Annotated in this window: 19 protein-coding genes; 14 read left to right on the plus strand and 5 right to left on the minus strand. The window is 40.7% G+C overall.

Annotated elements, in window-relative coordinates; genetic code table 11:
* Positions 1-131: 131 nt before the first annotated feature.
* Entirely contained in the window at positions 132-1,838 is a 1,707-nt protein-coding gene (locus AN395_RS10965; RefSeq protein ID WP_054983024.1) for a lysophospholipid acyltransferase family protein, read from the minus strand.
* 162 nt (positions 1,839-2,000) lie between these two features.
* Here AN395_RS10965 and AN395_RS10970 point away from each other — a divergent pair, with 162 nt between their 5' ends.
* Together AN395_RS10970 and AN395_RS19760 are read left to right on the plus strand one after the other, a co-directional pair.
* Positions 2,001-2,921 (plus strand): glyoxylate/hydroxypyruvate reductase A, encoded by a 921-nt coding sequence (locus tag AN395_RS10970; protein ID WP_054983025.1) that lies wholly within the window; start codon positions 2,001-2,003, stop codon positions 2,919-2,921.
* Positions 2,922-3,017: 96 nt separating this feature from the next.
* Entirely contained in the window at positions 3,018-3,149 is a 132-nt protein-coding gene (locus AN395_RS19760) for a hypothetical protein (RefSeq protein ID WP_257125150.1), read from the plus strand.
* Between the two features lie 149 nt (positions 3,150-3,298).
* On the opposite strand, the gene smrA is transcribed toward AN395_RS19760, so the two are convergent.
* The 3 genes from smrA to AN395_RS10980 all read right to left on the minus strand — a co-directional run bounded on the left by smrA (position 3,299) and on the right by AN395_RS10980 (position 4,798).
* Entirely contained in the window at positions 3,299-3,880 is a 582-nt protein-coding gene (gene smrA / locus AN395_RS10975) for a DNA endonuclease SmrA (protein WP_024032280.1), read from the minus strand.
* 128 nt (positions 3,881-4,008) lie between these two features.
* Complete coding sequence (locus AN395_RS19630) at positions 4,009-4,254, minus strand: hypothetical protein (RefSeq protein ID WP_083901815.1); 246 nt, start codon at positions 4,252-4,254, stop codon at positions 4,009-4,011.
* 106 nt (positions 4,255-4,360) lie between these two features.
* Positions 4,361-4,798, minus strand: a complete 438-nt coding sequence (locus tag AN395_RS10980) for a hypothetical protein (RefSeq protein ID WP_054983026.1) — start codon at positions 4,796-4,798, stop codon at positions 4,361-4,363.
* A 102-nt stretch (positions 4,799-4,900) separates the two neighbouring features.
* Here AN395_RS10980 and AN395_RS10985 point away from each other — a divergent pair, with 102 nt between their 5' ends.
* Complete coding sequence (locus AN395_RS10985) at positions 4,901-5,284, plus strand: response regulator (RefSeq protein ID WP_054983027.1); 384 nt, start codon at positions 4,901-4,903, stop codon at positions 5,282-5,284.
* Positions 5,285-5,395: 111 nt separating this feature from the next.
* On the opposite strand, the gene rpsT is transcribed toward AN395_RS10985, so the two are convergent.
* The gene (gene rpsT / locus AN395_RS10990; RefSeq protein ID WP_004588355.1) at positions 5,396-5,656 is read right to left on the minus strand and encodes a 30S ribosomal protein S20; all 261 of its coding nucleotides are present in this window, start codon (positions 5,654-5,656) and stop codon (positions 5,396-5,398) included.
* Between the two features lie 294 nt (positions 5,657-5,950).
* Here rpsT and murJ point away from each other — a divergent pair, with 294 nt between their 5' ends.
* The 11 genes from murJ (at position 5,951) to AN395_RS11045 (ending at position 17,318) form a co-directional block, all read left to right on the plus strand.
* Positions 5,951-7,489 carry a murein biosynthesis integral membrane protein MurJ gene (gene murJ, locus AN395_RS10995; RefSeq protein WP_054983028.1) on the plus strand — a complete coding sequence of 513 codons (1,539 nt, stop codon included), beginning with the start codon at positions 5,951-5,953 and terminating at the stop codon, positions 7,487-7,489.
* A gap of 84 nt (positions 7,490-7,573) precedes the next feature.
* Positions 7,574-8,500, plus strand: a complete 927-nt coding sequence (gene ribF, locus AN395_RS11000) for a bifunctional riboflavin kinase/FAD synthetase (RefSeq protein ID WP_004588357.1) — start codon at positions 7,574-7,576, stop codon at positions 8,498-8,500.
* A gap of 29 nt (positions 8,501-8,529) precedes the next feature.
* Positions 8,530-11,358: an isoleucine--tRNA ligase gene (gene ileS, locus AN395_RS11005; RefSeq protein WP_054983029.1), complete on the plus strand. Its 2,829-nt coding sequence runs from the start codon at positions 8,530-8,532 to the stop codon at positions 11,356-11,358.
* Between the two features lie 12 nt (positions 11,359-11,370).
* Positions 11,371-11,871: a signal peptidase II gene (gene lspA / locus AN395_RS11010; RefSeq protein WP_004588359.1), complete on the plus strand. Its 501-nt coding sequence runs from the start codon at positions 11,371-11,373 to the stop codon at positions 11,869-11,871.
* On the plus strand, positions 11,868-12,308 hold the full coding sequence (gene fkpB, locus AN395_RS11015) for an FKBP-type peptidyl-prolyl cis-trans isomerase (RefSeq protein ID WP_054983030.1): 441 nt from the start codon (positions 11,868-11,870) through the stop codon (positions 12,306-12,308). The genes lspA and fkpB overlap by 4 nt, the downstream gene beginning before the upstream one ends.
* Complete coding sequence (ispH, locus tag AN395_RS11020; RefSeq protein ID WP_029774112.1) at positions 12,308-13,237, plus strand: 4-hydroxy-3-methylbut-2-enyl diphosphate reductase; 930 nt, start codon at positions 12,308-12,310, stop codon at positions 13,235-13,237. Before fkpB ends, ispH begins: the two co-directional genes overlap by 1 nt.
* Before the next feature lie 40 nt (positions 13,238-13,277).
* Positions 13,278-14,312 carry a sensor histidine kinase gene (locus tag AN395_RS11025; protein ID WP_054983031.1) on the plus strand — a complete coding sequence of 345 codons (1,035 nt, stop codon included), beginning with the start codon at positions 13,278-13,280 and terminating at the stop codon, positions 14,310-14,312.
* A complete protein-coding gene (locus AN395_RS11030; RefSeq protein ID WP_054983032.1) occupies positions 14,309-15,013 on the plus strand; it encodes a LytTR family DNA-binding domain-containing protein in 705 nt (234 codons plus the stop codon). Before AN395_RS11025 ends, AN395_RS11030 begins: the two co-directional genes overlap by 4 nt.
* 256 nt (positions 15,014-15,269) lie before the next feature.
* Positions 15,270-15,830 carry a type IV pilus modification protein PilV gene (pilV, locus tag AN395_RS11035; protein WP_024032271.1) on the plus strand — a complete coding sequence of 187 codons (561 nt, stop codon included), beginning with the start codon at positions 15,270-15,272 and terminating at the stop codon, positions 15,828-15,830.
* A 1-nt stretch (position 15,831) separates the two neighbouring features.
* Positions 15,832-16,827: a PilW family protein gene (locus AN395_RS11040; protein ID WP_054983033.1), complete on the plus strand. Its 996-nt coding sequence runs from the start codon at positions 15,832-15,834 to the stop codon at positions 16,825-16,827.
* Entirely contained in the window at positions 16,815-17,318 is a 504-nt protein-coding gene (locus AN395_RS11045; protein ID WP_054983034.1) for a hypothetical protein, read from the plus strand. The genes AN395_RS11040 and AN395_RS11045 overlap by 13 nt, the downstream gene beginning before the upstream one ends.
* Position 17,319 lies beyond the last annotated feature (1 nt).

Here is a 17,319-nt window from a genome sequence, read left to right on the forward strand (position 1 = left end):
TATTCTTACAGGGATGTAAGTCATTAGAATAACGCAGGAGCAGTTATCGAGCCCACTAGGTTACAAACCTCGCGCCGCGATTAAATCGCCCTTAGATTGAACAAATTTCAATCCGTAAAGTTCAACACGCCCTAACCTAAATAGCGCTTGGCTTTATTTTCTTTTACGTTTTGTAAATCTACCAGCACTAACCCATCAATACAGTTGTTAAAGTCGGGGTCGATACTAAAGCTTAAAAACTTTACGCCGCCTGGCTTGCACAGCTCAGTATATTGCTTAAATAGCGTAGGAACTTGTGCCCCCATATTGGCCAGTACATGTTTTAATTCTACAAAGTCTTCTTTTACATCGTTACCACTAAAAACAGTTTTACACTGAGTGAGTTGTTGCTCGCTTAATTTAAACTCGTTATTGGGGGTGGCGAGGTGTTGCTCTGATTTATAATAATGTTGATAGTAATGCACAAGCATGGCTTTTGCTTGTTCAGGCAAGGCGTTAGAGACGCTCACCGCGCCAAATAAGTAACGATATTGCGGGTAGTTTTTAATAAATGCGCCAATACCGTACCATAAATAGTCTAAGCTTTTACGCCCCCAATATTTAGGTTGCACAAAGCTGCGGCCAAGTTCTATACCTTGCTCTAAATACGGTTTCATTGCTTGTGTGTAACTAAATAAACTATCGGTGTATAAGCCTTCTCGACCATGTTTATCTATTATCTCCTTTGCACAAGCAAGGCGATATGCCCCCACTAATTCTAGCTGCGTAGGATCCCATAGCACTAAGTGTTGATAATCCATATCATATTTGTCGATGTCGCGGCGTTTTCCGCTGCCTTCACCTACCGCTCTAAAGGCAATTTCTCTCAGTCGCCCAAGCTCTCTAAACACTGGTGAGCTGCCAGTGTATTGATATAAATGAATATGCATGCCATCTTGTGTTTTGCCTAATAACTGACAACTCTCTATGGCTTTTTTAAGCTCTTTGCGGCACTCAGATATTGCAATAGGGGTTTGGGTTTTAAGGGGAAGGGGCTTTTTAGTGGTAAGGCGATAAAGTTGCTTGCGAATGAGATTAACGATTTCTTTATCTTTTAAGTTTTCGATTAAATATGACTCAGGCGGAATGGAAGCACCAATTTCAAATTCTAATGACTTTTGTCGCTGCTTAAACATTTCTTTTACTAATAATAAGCTCGCAAGTGGTTTGTAAATCATTGAGGTGCCATAAAAAAGCGGGCTGTTTTTGGCCTTTATATAAATAGGTAAAATAGGGCTGTTTGCTTTTTTAGCCATGCGTAAAAAGCCACTGTTCCACTTGCAATCTTTTATACCGGTAGGGCTTAAACGCGAGACCTCTCCCGCAGGGAAAATAAGTAACGCACCTTCATCTTTTAAGTGTTTTTGTATATTACTTAATTCTTGTTTTTTACTGGTTCCCGATAAATTATCTACTGGCAACAGCAATGAATGCATAGGGGTGACCGACATTAGCATGCGATTGGCAACCACTTTTAAATCTTGCCTAACGCTGGAAAGTACTTTTATCAGCGCAAGTGCGTCGAGCGAGCCAATGGGATGGTTAGCCACAATAACTAACTTACCTTCGCTGGGTATGTTTTCAATTTGTTTTGGTTTATAGCGGGTATCAAAGTCAAGCTCATCAAGCACTTGTTCAACAAACTCTAGCCCTTGTAAATGGGGGTAAGCATCGCCAAAGGCGACAAATTCTTGTTCATGTAATAAGTAGCCAAGCCCCTTTTTAACTAAACCTTTTACTTTAGGGGAGTTCTCTAATTGTGGTAAGTTTGCTGCTATTACTTTATCAACGCTTATCATATTAACCTCATTTACAATTTGGCCTATTCGCCATCCTGTTTAGAGTAAAAAAAGGGTGTGACATTTACTTTGCAGTTGTGTGACTTTTTAAAGAGCACATAACGAGCTGCTCAGTTGTTTATTAGTGTAGATAAAATTTATTCAATAAAATTAGGAGCTTCTATGTCGGTATTAGTAGCCATTACCGGGCGAGATAATACAAAGCTAATTGCAAAGCTAAAAGAGCTATTACCCAATGAAGAAATAATCCAATGGCCAGAGTGTCAAAAGCTCAACAATGTAGAGTTTGTATTAGCCTGGAATGCACCAGATGATTTGTGGCAGCAATTACCAAATTTAAAAGCGGTGTCATCGTTTGGGGCGGGTGTAGATAGTATTAATATGTCTTTATTGCCTGAAGAGGTAGACGTGGTTCGCATTGTTGATACTGAGCTTGCTCAAGATATGGCAGAGTACGTGCTAGGCCATGTACTTGCGCACAAGCTGCGTTTAAAAGAGTATTTTGTTAAGCAATCACAATGCAATTATAAACCTAAGCGCGCATATAAATATAATCACGTGGGTATTTTAGGCTTTGGTGAGCTAGGTAAAGCGTGCGCCAAAAAACTAACCCTGAATGGCTTTACGGTAAGCGCTTGGTCAAAAACTGAAAAAAGCGATGAGCAGGTGCATCTATATTCTCAGCAGCAAGGCCTTAATGAAATGCTGCCCACAATTGACTACTTGGTATGCCTACTGCCGCTAACAAAAGATACTAAGGGTATTATTAATGCCGATTTATTAGCTAAGTTACCGGCCCATGCCTGTGTAATTAACGTTGCCAGAGGAGAGCACCTAGTAGAGCAAGATTTAATAAACGCACTTAACAGTGAAATGTTAAGGGCTGCCACGCTCGATGTATTTACCCAAGAGCCGCTACCGCACGACCACCCATTTTGGCGTAACGCTAAAATAACGATTACACCACACTGCGCCGCGTTATCTGATTTAAATAGCGTAACAGCGCAAATTGCAGAAAATATTAATCGCCTAAAAAGCGGCCTTACATTAAATAATCGGGTTAATAGAACAAAAGGTTATTAATAGATAGCAAAACAGTTTAACAAACAGCTTGTTAACATTTGTAATTTTAATTATTGTGAAGTTTAGTCACTAAAATAAAAATAATAAGAGTAACGTATGAAATCAAGTCAAGGCGGAGTAAAACTAAGTTTAGTAGTGGTTTCTATTATAGTGCTAGGCGTGTCTGCTTGGTTTAACCAAGCGAGTGCCGATCAAGTGCCACAAAGCAAAACTTCACAAAGTGAATAGGCGTATTTGTAGGCACATTATAAAAAAGGGGGCTCTGTTAATTTGTTTTTGGCTTAATAAAGCCAGATAATTAAAGAGAACCCACCTTTCATTAGGTCATTTAATTACTAAAGTGCGCTTCGTTACTGGTATTTAGTAAAATAAGTTAATTAGTACCGTTTAGCATGGATCTCTCGGTTTTCATGCTTTTTCTCATCACTTTTTTTAAGCAACACATACGTTGCGCCACTGCCACCATGGTGCTTTAAAGCGGTATGATACGCTAATACCGCGGGTAGAGCCTGTAGCCACTTATTAACATAGCTCTTTAGTATACCGGGCTTAGCTTTATTTTTTATACCAATGCCATGGCGAACTAGTACAACGCGAATGTTTCGCTGGTGGCAATCAGTAATAAAGTTAAATAATGTTGTGCGTGCGTTTTTAAGTAATTGGCCATGCAAATCTAATGTGGCATCAACTTGGTATTTAGCTAAGCGTAAGTTTTTAAATACTGCGCTTTGTACGCCATCTTTTTTAAAACTGAGTAATGCATGTGGGTCTAAAAGCTCTACATGCTCAGATTGTAAGTAATTTTCGTCATTCGCAAGGCTAAGCTCGGCAGCTTTGCGTTTTTCTTGTTGGGCAAGGGTGGCACTGGGATTACTTGCAAGGGGAGTTACAGTATCGTGGTTTATAGGTTTTACATCTTCCATAGAAGATAAAAATAAATCGAAATCAGATAAAGACATAGTAAGACCTAAATGAGGATTAATACGAGATAAATTTTATCTTAGTTCAATCTGTTCCCCAAGCCTTTTAATTTTTCAAATAAAAAAGCCCAGCAAGGCTGGGCTATAAAATATTCTAAGGGGAAATGTTAACTCTGCGTTACATTAAATTGTCCAAACGTATATACTTTGAACAAGTAAAATGTATTGATCAACACTAAACTCATATTCGAAATAACACTCGACGACATTAAATCCAAGCTAAAAGACAAAAATAACAGACCACATGCACTAATCGCTGCAACACGCAGTATTGTTATGTGGTTAATAAAGAATGCACCTAAACCTAGTGCAAGTAATACAGTGTTTAAAAGCCAATCTAGCTCGTTTAGCATGGTCGTTTCAATAGTTCAGTTGTTGAAAAAAGGAGCGCCATTATGTTGATCTTTTGCACACCTTTCAACCAAGTAATTTTAAATTTTCAGATTAGTTTTTTTAATGCTAAATATAGCTAGCAAGTGCAGCAAAAAAGCCATTATTTTTTATTAGTTGGTACTTTTGACAGCTTTGCGGCGCCTTCATATCTGCGCATAAATAAAGGGCATTGCGCTTCTCGTCTAGCTGCGGGTGTAAGTTTGAATCAAGTAATGTACGGCCATACCCAAAGACCCCAGGCCAATAAATACTTTCGCTCACTAACCCTAATTTTTTATAGGTGAGCAAAGTAGGTTTTGGAAAAATAATGGCTACGGAAAAAATGACAGCCAGCGTAATAAGTAACCCTTTTTTAGACTTTACAGGCTGCTCTGCTGGGGTAGATGTTGGGTTAGCTGAAGATTGCGGTGCTGTTTGCGGCCTATTGCGGGGCTTTTTTACAGGGGTTTTTCTTTTTTGTGGTGTTTTACCAAGCAATGATTGTTTTTTTGTGTTGTTTGACATAAAGCAAATCTGGCCTTTTGAGCGTAGGTCTCTATAATAAAATGATTAAATATCTAGTTATATAATAACTTATACAATGCTTTTAGCCTACGAGGAAGATACATGGATACGCAGCTATCAATTTTAATAGTAGATGATGTTAGCACAGTGCGTAGTTTTTTGAGCCAAACGCTCATGCACTTAGGAATAGAAAACGTTAAAGAGGCTTCAACGGCTAAACAATGCATTAACGAATGCCAAGCAGCTAATTACAATATGATTTTTTTAGATATTGAACTGCCTGACGGCGATGGTAAAGAGTTAATCGCGCAAATTAATGATATTAACCCTGAAACTAATGTGGTGATGGTGTCGGCCCATTCAGCAGTCGAAAATGTTAAAGAAGCCATTGATAAAGGTGCTAAAGGATTTGTGGTTAAGCCATTTACGCCTAAAAAAATTGCGGCCATGTTGAAAAAGTTTTATCCCGATTTGGAAAACGTTTAACCAGCTTTAATAGTAATGCGTTAAATTAGCTTAAAGTTTAGCGGATTGCTAAATACCAAATTTTAGATATAAAAAAACCGGCCTAGGCCGGTTTTTTAATCATAAAACAAATTATAGCGCTTTAATTTTAGCTGCTAAACGGCTCTTATGACGAGCTGCTTTGTTTTTATGAATTAGACCCTTAGTTGCGTAACGGTCTAGGATAGGTGTAGCAACAGAGAAAGCTTGCTGTGCAGCTTCTTTATCGCCAGCTTCAATAGCAGCGGTTACTTTTTTGAAGTAAGTACGCATCATTGAACGACGGCTTGCGTTGTGCTGACGGTTTTTTTCGCTAGTGATAGCGCGTTTTTTTGCAGACTTGATGTTAGCCAAGGTTTGCTCCTAACAATCTTAAATAAAGCTTAAATTAAAGGCCGTGGAATATGCCTGTTTTTATCATGAATGTCAATTTAAATTTAACAACTCAAGAAAAACTGCTCCTTATAACGAACATCAATTTGCCGCTTTAGCAGTTAATATCGCTATTGTAACAAAGCACAGACGCCCAGCCTAGTGCTTTAAAGCGATTTATAAAAAAGACTGTGGCATAATTGCGCTAACTAAAGGTTTTTAAGTAGGTTTAAGGTGTCAAAAGGATTATTTCGCTCCGGTATGATTGTAAGTTGTATGACAATGATATCGCGTATTTTAGGGTTAGTACGAGACGCTGTCGTTGCAAACTTATTAGGTGCTAGTGCAGCTGCTGATGTTTTTTTGTTTGCTAACCGTATTCCCAATTTTTTACGCCGTCTATTTGCAGAGGGGGCTTTTGCTCAGGCATTTGTGCCTGTACTTAGCGAAATTAAAGAACACCATGGCGATGATAAAGTTAAGTTATTTGTAGCACAGGCTGCCGGTACGCTGGGCACTATTTTGCTTTGCGTGACTATTTTTGGCGTTATTGCCTCGCCTGTTATTGCCGGGTTATTTGGTACTGGCTGGTTTATAGATTGGTGGCAAGGTGGCCCTAATGCAGAAAAGTTTGTGCTGGCAAGCTCCTTATTAAAGTTAACTTTTCCGTATTTGTTATTTGTTAGTTTGGTAGCACTTAGCGGTGCAGTAATGAATGTGTATAACCGCTTTGCAGTGGCTGCTTTTACGCCCGTATTACTTAATGTTTCAATTATTACCTGCGCCATTTTATTGCACGACAAATTTAGCGTGGGGGCGTATGCGTTAGCTATTGGTGTATTTGTGGGCGGGGTGGTGCAATTGTTGTTTCAGTTACCATTTTTATACCGAGCAAAAATGCTGGCACGTCCTCGTTGGGCGTGGCAAGACGAGAACGTTAAAAAAGTGCGTAAGCTTATGCTACCGGCATTATTTGGTGTTTCAATAAGCCAAATAAACCTCCTGCTCGACACCATGATTGCCTCGCTATTAATGACGGGCTCTATCGCATGGCTTTATTACTCAGATAGGTTAATTGAGTTTCCACTTGGTTTATTTGGTATTGGTATTGCCACTGTTATTTTACCCGCACTTTCTAAATTGCATAGCAGTAAAAAGCTCAGTGATTTTCAGCATACGTTAGATTGGGGTGTGCGTTTTGTGATTTTTTTAGGCATACCCGCCATGGTTGGTTTAATGATTATAAGCCCGCTTATCATTACTGTGTTATTTGATCACGGCGCATTTAAAGACGCTGATGTTGATCATGTCAAAGCGGTAAGCTTAGGGGTGGTTGCCTACTCGGTAGGGTTAGTTAGCTTTATGCTTATTAAAGTATTAGCGCCGGGTTTTTACTCGCGTCAAGATACCAAAACACCTGTGCGCATTGGTATTATTACGCTGGTGCTTAATATGGTATTTAATATTATGTTAGCCCCGTTTATAGGATATTTAGGGCTTGCTTTAGCAACGTCTATGTCGGCCAGCTGCAATGCTTTTTTACTTTACAGGCAACTTAAAAAAGAAAGCGTGTATCAGTTTTCTGCAATGAGCCTGCGCTTTAGCGTAAAGTGCATAGTGGCAAGCTTGGTAATGGGCGCTCTAACGTGGTACGTCAGCAGCCGTTATTATTGGGCTACATGGCATTTTTCTGAGCAAGTAATGTTGTTAATTGCATTGCTAGTAATTGCCGCGATAAGTTACTTTGCGGTGCTGTTTTTACTTGGTGTAAGACTAAATACGATAAAAAGTGTAGCAACTACTGAATCAAACTAAAAAAAAGATTATAATCGGCAGCCCTGTGGTTTTGAACGATTTTAAAGTCGTTAATAATACTCGCTGAAAAAGGCATTTGGTGGCATGGAGTTAATTAGAGGTATACACAATATTCGAGCGCAACATTATGGTTGTGTGTTGACTATTGGTAATTTTGACGGTGTGCATTTAGGCCATGGCGAAGTGTTAAAAGGGCTGTTAGCGGATGCCAAAGCACATAACTTACCCAGTACTGTGATGTTATTTGAGCCGCAGCCGCAAGAGTTTTTTGCTAAAAACAATGCGCCAGCTCGACTTACTCGGTTACGTGACAAACTCAGATTACTAAGTAACTTAGGTATTGAGCGGGTTATTTGTATTAGCTTTAACCAACAATTTGCCAATATGCACGCTGAGCAATTTGTTAGTGATATTTTAATTAAAAAGCTAGGCGTTAAAGCACTCACAGTAGGTGATGATTTTAAATTTGGTAAACAGCGCCAAGGGAATTTTAATTTACTGCTCAGTATGGGCAAACAAGCGGGCATGGATGTAAAAAGCACCGCGAGTTTTCGCCAATTAAATGCTAGAGTAAGCAGCACACTAATACGTGAAGCATTAGCCGCAGGCGACTTAGAAAATGCTAAGTTAATGCTAGGGCATAATTATGCTATTTCAGGGCGTGTAATACATGGTTGGAAAAGAGGGCGAGAGCTTGGTTTTCGAACTGCAAATATAGCGCTTAAACGCCAAGTTTGCCCTGTAAATGGGGTGTTTGCCGTAAAAGCAAACATTGCCGGGAAACACGTTTATGGGGTAGCCAATATTGGTAACAAGCCCACTTTTAATGGAACTCGTGCTTTGTTAGAAGTTCATCTTTTTGACTTTGCACAAGATATATATGGACAGTTTATGCACGTGGAGTTAATAAAAAAACTTCGCGATGAGAAAAAATTCGAGACATTAACACAGTTAACGGCACAAATTGCAACCGATGTTGCCGCCGCAAAACAGTGTTTTGGTTTAAATTAGGTAGCCGATAGATACGGAAAGTAGGATTAATGAGCGACTACAAACATACTTTGAATTTACCGGAAACACAGTTTCCAATGCGTGGCAATTTGGCACAACGTGAACCAAAAATGCTTAAAGCATGGTATGAAGACGACCTGTACGGTCAAATTCGCAGCGCTAAAAAAGGTAAAAAGACCTTTATTTTGCATGACGGCCCTCCGTATGCAAACGGCGATATCCATTTAGGCCACTCAGTAAATAAAATTTTAAAAGACATAATTGTTAAGTCTAAAACTTTATCTGACTTTGATGCACCTTATGTGCCTGGTTGGGACTGTCATGGTTTGCCAATTGAGTTAATGGTTGAGAAAAAAGTAGGCAAGCCAGGCGTTAAAGTAACCGCGAGCGAGTTTCGTGAAAAATGCCGTGCTTACGCTAAAAAGCAAGTTGAAGGTCAAAAAGTAGACTTTAAACGTTTAGGTGTGTTTGGCGATTGGGACAAACCTTACTTAACAATGAACTATGACTTTGAAGCAAACGCTATTCGCGTGCTTGGTCGTATTATTAAAAATGGCCACCTTCATAAAGGTGCAAAGCCTGTGCATTGGTGTACAGACTGTGGTTCTGCATTAGCAGAGGCCGAAGTAGAGTACCAAGATAAGCAATCTCCAGCGATTGACGTACGTTTTACATTTGCAGATCAAGACGCAGTTGTTAACGCCTTTGATTTAGCCGATGGCCATAAAGGCCAAGGCAGTGTAGGTACTGTTATTTGGACTACAACACCGTGGACCTTACCCGCTAACCGTGCGGTAGCAGTGCATGCAGATTTAGAGTACGCCTTAGTACAAGTAGATGATGAAGGCTCACAGCAACGTTTAATTTTAGGCTCAGAGCTTGTTAAAGATGCAATGGACCGTTATGGCTTTAATCATTTCCACGTACTAGGTTATGTTAAAGGTGCAGCACTTGAAAACTTACACGTTGCTCACCCATTTTATGATTTTGATGTACCGGTAATTGTAGCAGACCACGTTACTACTGACTCAGGTACGGGTGTGGTACATACCGCGCCAGGCCATGGTCAAGAAGATTTCGCGGCAGGCTTAAATTACAATCTTGAAGTAGCAAACCCTGTAGGCGCGAATGGCGTTTACCTGCCTGATACAGAATTATTTGCTGGTCAGCATGTATTTAAAGCAAATGCCAGTGTAATTGACGTACTAACAGAGCGCGGTGCTTTAATGCATCATCATGCGCTTACGCATAGCTATCCGCATTGTTGGCGCCACAAAACGCCTATTATTTTCCGTGCTACACCGCAGTGGTTTGTAAGCATGGATCAGGCTAACTTACGTCAAGACTCGTTAAGCGAAATTAAAAACACCCAATGGTTGCCAGAGTGGGGCGAAAGCCGCATTGCGAACATGGTTGAAGGTCGCCCAGATTGGTGTATTTCACGCCAACGTACTTGGGGTGTGCCAATTGCTTTATTTGTTGATAAAGACACTGGTGCTTTACACCCAAATACGCAAGCGCTTATTGAGCAAGCTGCAGAGCTGGTAGAAAAATCAGGCATTCAAGCATGGTATGACCTAGAGCCTGCCACCTTGTTAGGCGAAGAAGATGCCAAGCAATACATGAAAGTACAAGATACGTTAGATGTATGGTTTGATTCGGGCGTAACACATGCGTGTGTTGTTGATGCACGTGAAGAGTTAGTTGGCCCAGCCGATTTATACCTAGAAGGTTCTGATCAGCACCGTGGTTGGTTTATGTCATCAATGATGACCTCAGTTGCTATTAACGGTCACGCACCTTACAAGCAAGTACTAACGCACGGCTTTACCGTAGATGAAAACGGCCGCAAAATGTCAAAATCGTTAGGCAACGTTATTTCACCACAAAACGTGATGAATAAACTTGGCGCTGACATTTTACGTTTATGGGTAGCTTCTACCGATTACACCGCCGAAATGACGGTATCGGATGAAATATTTAAACGCTCTGCAGATCGTTACCGCCGTATTCGTAACACTAGCCGTTACTTGTTAGCTAACCTAAGTGGTTTTGATCCAAAAACAGACCAAGTTGCTGTTGATGATATGGTTGAGCTTGATAAGTGGATTGTTGGCCGTGCAGCCCAATTACAAGAAGAAATTTTAGCAGCTTACGATAGCTACCAAATGCTATTAGTAACGCAAAAGCTAATGAACTTCTGTACAGGTGAGCTTGGTTCGTTCTACTTAGATGTAATTAAAGACCGCCAGTACACAGCAAAAAGCGACAGTCATGCACGTCGTTCTTGTCAAACTGCGCTTTATCATATTGCTGAAGCAATGACTCGTTGGATGGCGCCAATTATGAGTTTTACAGCTCAAGAAATTTGGGAAGCACTACCGGGCGAGCGTAGCGATTACGTATTTACATCGGTATGGTACGACGGTTTACATGCACCGACAAACAGCCAATTTAGCAACGATGACTGGCAAGCGATTCTAAATGTACGTGACGAAGTGAACCGCGTACTAGAAGCAGCCCGTAAAGAAGAAGTAATTGGCGCAACGTTACAAGCAAGCGTTAACTTATACGCCGAAAAAGCACTGGCTGATAAGTTAGCAGCATTAGGTGATGAACTGCGTTTTGTATTACTAACGTCTGCGGTCACTGTATCTGCAGTAGATAGCCAGCCAAGTGATACACAAACAACCGAAATTGAAGGTTTGTACATTAGCGTAGCAGCCACAGATGCAACTAAATGTGAGCGTTGTTGGCATTACAGCGATGATGTAGGTTCAGAGCCTGCACACCCTGAAATTTGTGGTCGTTGTGTAAGCAATGTTGACGGCGAAGGTGAAAAGCGTCAATTCGCTTAGGAGCTTTACTCAGTGAGCAAACTAGCCCAAAAAAGTGGTTTAGTGTGGCTTTGGTTAAGTCTATTACTGCTTGTAATAGACTTTGCCACTAAAACACTTGTTGTAAATACCATGGCTTATCAAGAGTCGATTAATTTACTGCCTGTTTTTAGTATTACCTACGTACATAACTATGGAGCGGCCTACAGCTTTTTAAGTGAAGCGGGTGGCTGGCAACGTTGGTTTTTAAGTTTTATTGCCATTGCTATTAGTGCGCTATTAGTGTGGTGGTTAAAGCGTTTACCAGCGACAAATAAAATATTATGTAGTGCTTATGCGTTAGTGCTTGCTGGCGCTATTGGCAATTTATATGACCGTGTTGCTTATGGTTATGTAATTGACTTTATACATGTGTTTTATAAAAACTCGCATTTTCCAGTATTTAATATTGCCGACTGTGCAATTTGTATTGGTGCCGCATTATTATTATTTGATGCCTTTACAGGCGAAAGTCCGAAGGAGCATAAAGCATGAGCCAAGCTTTAATTGGTGAAAACTCAGAGGTTATTTTTCACTTTTCTATTAAACTAGAAGATGGCTCTGCCGCAGACTCAACCAAGGTGCATAATAAACCAGCCAAGTTAACGATGGGTGATGGCAGCTTAACGGCTAATTTTGAAAAGTGCTTACTAGGTTTAAGTGCAGGCGAAAGCAAAACGTTTGAGTTAGAACCAGAGGACGCCTTTGGCCAACCTAATCCAGATAATATTTACTACGTAGAACGCAGTAAATTTGGTGCAGAAACGCCAGCTAAAGTCGGCGCAATTATTGCCTTTACTCAGCCAGATGGTACTGAGCTGCCAGGACTGGTACGCGAAGTACAAGGTGAGTCGGTTACTATAGATTTTAATCATCCGTTAGCAGGTCAACGTTTAACGTTTGAAGTAGATATTATTGAGGTGCAAGGCTAATGGATATTTTATTAGCGAACCCGCGAGGCTTTTGTGCAGGGGTAGACCGTGCAATTAGCATAGTAGAGCGCGCTTTAGATATTTTTGAAAAGCCAATTTACGTACGCCACGAGGTCGTTCATAACCGCTACGTAGTAGATGGTTTAAAAAACCGTGGTGCCGTATTTGTTGAAGAACTAGACCAAGTACCTGATGACAGCATTGTTATTTTTAGCGCCCACGGTGTATCGCAAGCAGTACGCTCAGAAGCTAAACGCCGCGATTTAAAAGTATTTGACGCAACATGCCCATTAGTTACTAAAGTGCATATGGAAGTAACGCGTGCGAGCCGTAAAGGTATTGAGTGTATTTTAATTGGTCACCATGGTCACCCAGAAGTTGAGGGTACTATGGGGCAGTATGACAATAACGACGGTGGTATTTACCTTGTGGAAACCGCAGAAGATGTTGCCAAACTTAACGTTAAAAATGCTGATAACCTATTTTATTGTAGCCAAACAACGCTCTCAGTAGATGACACTGCAGATGTAATTGATGCGCTGCGCGAAAAATTCCCAGCAATTGATGGCCCGCGTAAAGATGACATTTGCTATGCGACACAAAACCGTCAAGATGCTGTGCGTGATTTAGCAGACAAGGTAGATGTGCTATTAGTTGTGGGGGCAAAAAACAGCTCTAACTCTAACCGTTTACGTGAACTTGCAGATAAAATGGGCACAACCGCTTATTTAATCGATGATGCAACAAATGTTGAAGCACAGTGGTTTGGTGAAACTAACGCTGTGGGAGTAACTGCGGGGGCTTCTGCGCCAGAAGTGCTTGTACAACAAGTTATTGCACGCTTAAAAGAGCTAGGCGGCAAGCAGGTAGTTGAAAACCCAGGTGAAGAAGAGAATATCGTATTTGCCGTTCCTGTTGAGCTGCGTTAATCTATATAAATTAATTATTTAGATTACAAGGAGAGCCGTTATGAGCAAGGTGCCGCAAGGTGAAACATTGCTTTTTTCGGCTCTTTTTAATGAGCGCGGGGTACTTGCCACGCTTATTGTTACCCAAGTTGTAGCTACCATCTTAGCGTTTGCTCCTTTTGTTGAAGGGGATAGCTGGCAAAGCCTTGGCGTAATTAGTTTATTTTCTCATATGACCGTTTTGGTCAGTATTTCTGCTTTATACTCTTTTCGGGGTGTTTTAAAAAAAAAGCCGCAAACCACCCAACTTTTTGCTTTTTTTATTTCCTTTTTAGTTAGTACCGCTTTATTTAGTGTGCTGTGTGCCCGCTACTTTTTAGATATTACAAATAATGAAACGAGTATTTATTTTGTATTACGAAACTGCTTAATTGTTTTTTTGATCACGGCTTTATTTGTACAGTTTTTACTGATTTACTTTGAAAAAGAGCAGCAAACAAAAGCGCTCTCGCGCGCGGAGCTTGATGCTTTGCAAGCCAGAATTCGCCCTCATTTTTTGTACAATAGCCTTAATACCGCCGCTGAGCTAACACATCATGATGCCGATGCTGCAGAGCAAGCAATACTTGCGCTTGCGGCGCTGTCGCAAGCGGCTATGCGCTCGGGACAGCGCGTTTCTCTCGAAGATGAGCTGACCTTATCAAAACAATATGTTGCGCTGGAAACTTGGCGCTTTGGCAGTCGTTTAAAGCTTAATTGGCAAGTGCCTGCTGATTTACCAGATATTAGTATTCCGTGCTTAACCCTTCAGCCGTTAATAGAAAATGCGGTGTGTCATGGGGTAGAGCCCAGTGAAACAGGGGCCGTTATTAGTGTAGAGCTACACGTAACAACAGGGTATTTAACATTGATTGTTTCTAACCCTATCACTCATAATGAGGCGTTAAAAAGACCAAATAACGGCATGGCACTTGAAAATATTCGCCAACGATTGTTTATATATTACAAAGAAAAAGCACAACTAACGATCACACAAAAAGAGGATGTATTTAGAGTAAAAGTGGTGATCCCTAAGCAGTTTGAGAACCCCCAATGAATGTTGTAATTATTGATGATGAACCGCTAGCTCGCGCTAGAATAAAGCGGCTACTGCAGCACAACGAGCATATTTTAGTTAAAGGCGAAGGTGATAACGGCGCGCAGGGGCTTGCCATTATCAAGCAGGTTCATCCCGATTTGGTTTTTTTAGACATAGATATGCCGGGTATTAATGGTCTAAAGGTAGCGCAGCAACTCAATACGCTGAGCGTGCCACCTGCAATAGTATTTGTAACGGCTTACCCCGAGCATGCACTTGATGCGCTACAGCTCAGTGCCGCAGGATACTTAATAAAACCCGTTACTGAACAAGCATTAAATAAAGTGTTAGCGCAAGTAGGGCGTTTAAATAAAGCGCAAATGCAAAAGCAGCAATCTACAAAAATTAGTTATCAGCTTGGTGGCACAATAAAAAGTATTGAACTTGATCAAGTGTATTACTTTAATGCCCAAGAAAAATACACCAATATGGTATTTAAAGAAGGCGAGGCCCTAATTGAACAAAGCTTAAAACAACTTGAGCAACGCTTCCCAACGCAATTATTACGTATTCACAGAAACACGCTCATAAACAAACAAAAGCTTGTTGCCTTGCATACTCAAAGCCCTGGTGTACATAGCGTAGAACTAGCCGGATGTAAGGAGCAATTAAGCGTAAGTAGGCGAGAGCTAAAAACAGTAAAAAATGCGCTAAGTTAGAGCCTGTTATGTTTTAGGTTGAATTTTTAGTAGGTTGCTTGGCTTTTTAAGTAAGGCAGAGGCCGCTATTGAGCCCACTAAATTAGCAGCATTGCGCTGGAGTTAAATCGCCTCCAGATAGAGTAACTTTAATCATCAATTAGCTTGATGCTGTTAACCGTTTATCAACAAATTTAACCGCTTGTCCTAGTATATATTGCATCTACATTTTCAATGCATAAACTTATAATCAGATAAAATTTATTTGGTTTTTACTATGCATTCACCTCACAAAAAACCTCAAAAAGGCTTTACCTTAATTGAAGTGCTGATTGCGTTTATTATTTTAAGCTTTGGCTTATTAGGCGCTGTTGCACTGCAAGCAAAAGCTAAGCAGGCAAGCTTTGACTCTATGCAGCGGGCAGCCGCGGTAGCGTTAGGAAATGATATTATTCAGCGCATTAGAGCAAATGATACCGCACAGCTAGTTGCTTTATATACGCAAACTTTTACCAGTAAAACATCAACGTCTACCTCTACGGCTTGTTTTAGTGGGTCATGCACTGCAGCGCAAGTTGCAGCCCTTGATTTACAGCAGTGGAAACGCGCCATTCGTGCACGCGAAAACACCGGCTCTCTCGATGATGCCACTGTATGTATAAACCCTACGGCTGCAGCAGGTACGGGTGGGCGTGGGTTTAATATTGAAGTAATAGTGTCTTGGCAAGGCCGCCAAGAGTTTAATGCCAATGATGAAACCAAAGCGCTTAAATGCGGTACTGACGATAAAAAACGCCGTTTGGTTGCATTAAATAGCTATATATACCTAAGGAGCTAACATGAGAGAAAAAGGTTTTACACTAATAGAAATGATGATTTCATTATTTATTGGTGGGCTTATTTTAGGTGGGGTGATGTTTACCTATATTGGTATGAAAGTAACCACAAAAGACACAATGACAATAGGCGAGTTACAAGAGTCAGGCCGCTTAGCCATTAATATTATGCAGCGTGATATTGAGCAGGTGGGCTTTTGGGGAACTTATTATGATGATTCGTTTACTGCAGCAAACACACAAACGTTACCTACCCCCAGTGGTGATTGTTTTGAAGGGCTTAATAACGGCAGCTTTCCGGATTTAGCATCTTCAAGCAATTTCAGGACTATTTATGCAAAAGAAGCCAGTTCAACAAGCGAGCTTAATTGTATAAGTAAGCCAATTGCAGGGACTGACATTTTACAAATCAAGTTTTTACAAGGTGAGCAGCTCACCGTAAATGGCACCACTAATGAAACACAAGCGGATGAAAACTATTTTATAGCTGAGCAAGAAAGCGCTGAGTTTGCTCGAGGCGCTGTAGATTCGGGGAGTTTAAATGTTAATGCCACGGTGTGGCCTTATAGCCATCATGTTTATTACCTCGCAGAGCAAACTTATACAGTAAATAATAAAAGCCTTACAGTACCTGCATTAATGCGTAAACGCTTAAATGGTGCCAGCATGAAGGCCGAAACCATAATGGAGGGCGTTGAAAACATGCGCTTTGTATTTGGTTTAGATACAGACAGTGATAGCCGTGTTGATTCGTACCGAAGCATTGAGGACATGCAGCACTCTGACTGGGAAAACCGCAAAAGTATTCTAACAGTGCAGGTTTTTTTATTAGTTAGAGCATTGCAACCAGATCCGGGTCTTAAAATAAAAAATCAAACATATATTTTAGGTGAAGATGAAGACTCCCGAGAGCTCACTTTTACCGATACTTACAGAAGAACAGTATTTACCACCACCATTCGTTTAAATAACGTGGGAGCAAATTTATGGCGTATCTAAGTAAACACGCAAATAAACAACAAGGTGTAGTGCTTATTACAGCTCTTATTATGGTCATTGCTGTAACGGGAATTGCCGTTACATTAATGAGCAGCAGTAGTGTAGATATAAAAATTACCAATGCAGCTCAAGAGCGAGAAGTCGCTGAAAATGAGCTTATTGGAGAAGTACAGCGAATGATTTCTGATGAGGCAAGCAAAGGTGCTGCTAATCAGTTTTTTTTAACGCCAGATGAAGTATCAACTCATGCAGGCGCAGATGATGAAGGGATGGTAATAGCCACGCACGACGATATGCAAAGCAAAATGATAAACCTAAATCAGGGGGCGCTTGATTTAGAATGCCCACGTCGATTTAATTTTACTGCGGGTATATCGTGTAACATGCTGCAAATTTCTACCACTATTCAATATGGCTCTAAAGCAAAGCACGAACTTACAATTGTAACAGGTGTAGCTCAAGAAATGGCCAGTATAAGTAAGGGGATTTAAA

It is taken from the genome of Pseudoalteromonas sp. P1-30 (genome assembly GCF_001400005.1).
In the GTDB taxonomy this organism is placed as follows: Bacteria; Pseudomonadota; Gammaproteobacteria; order Enterobacterales; family Alteromonadaceae; genus Pseudoalteromonas; species Pseudoalteromonas atlantica.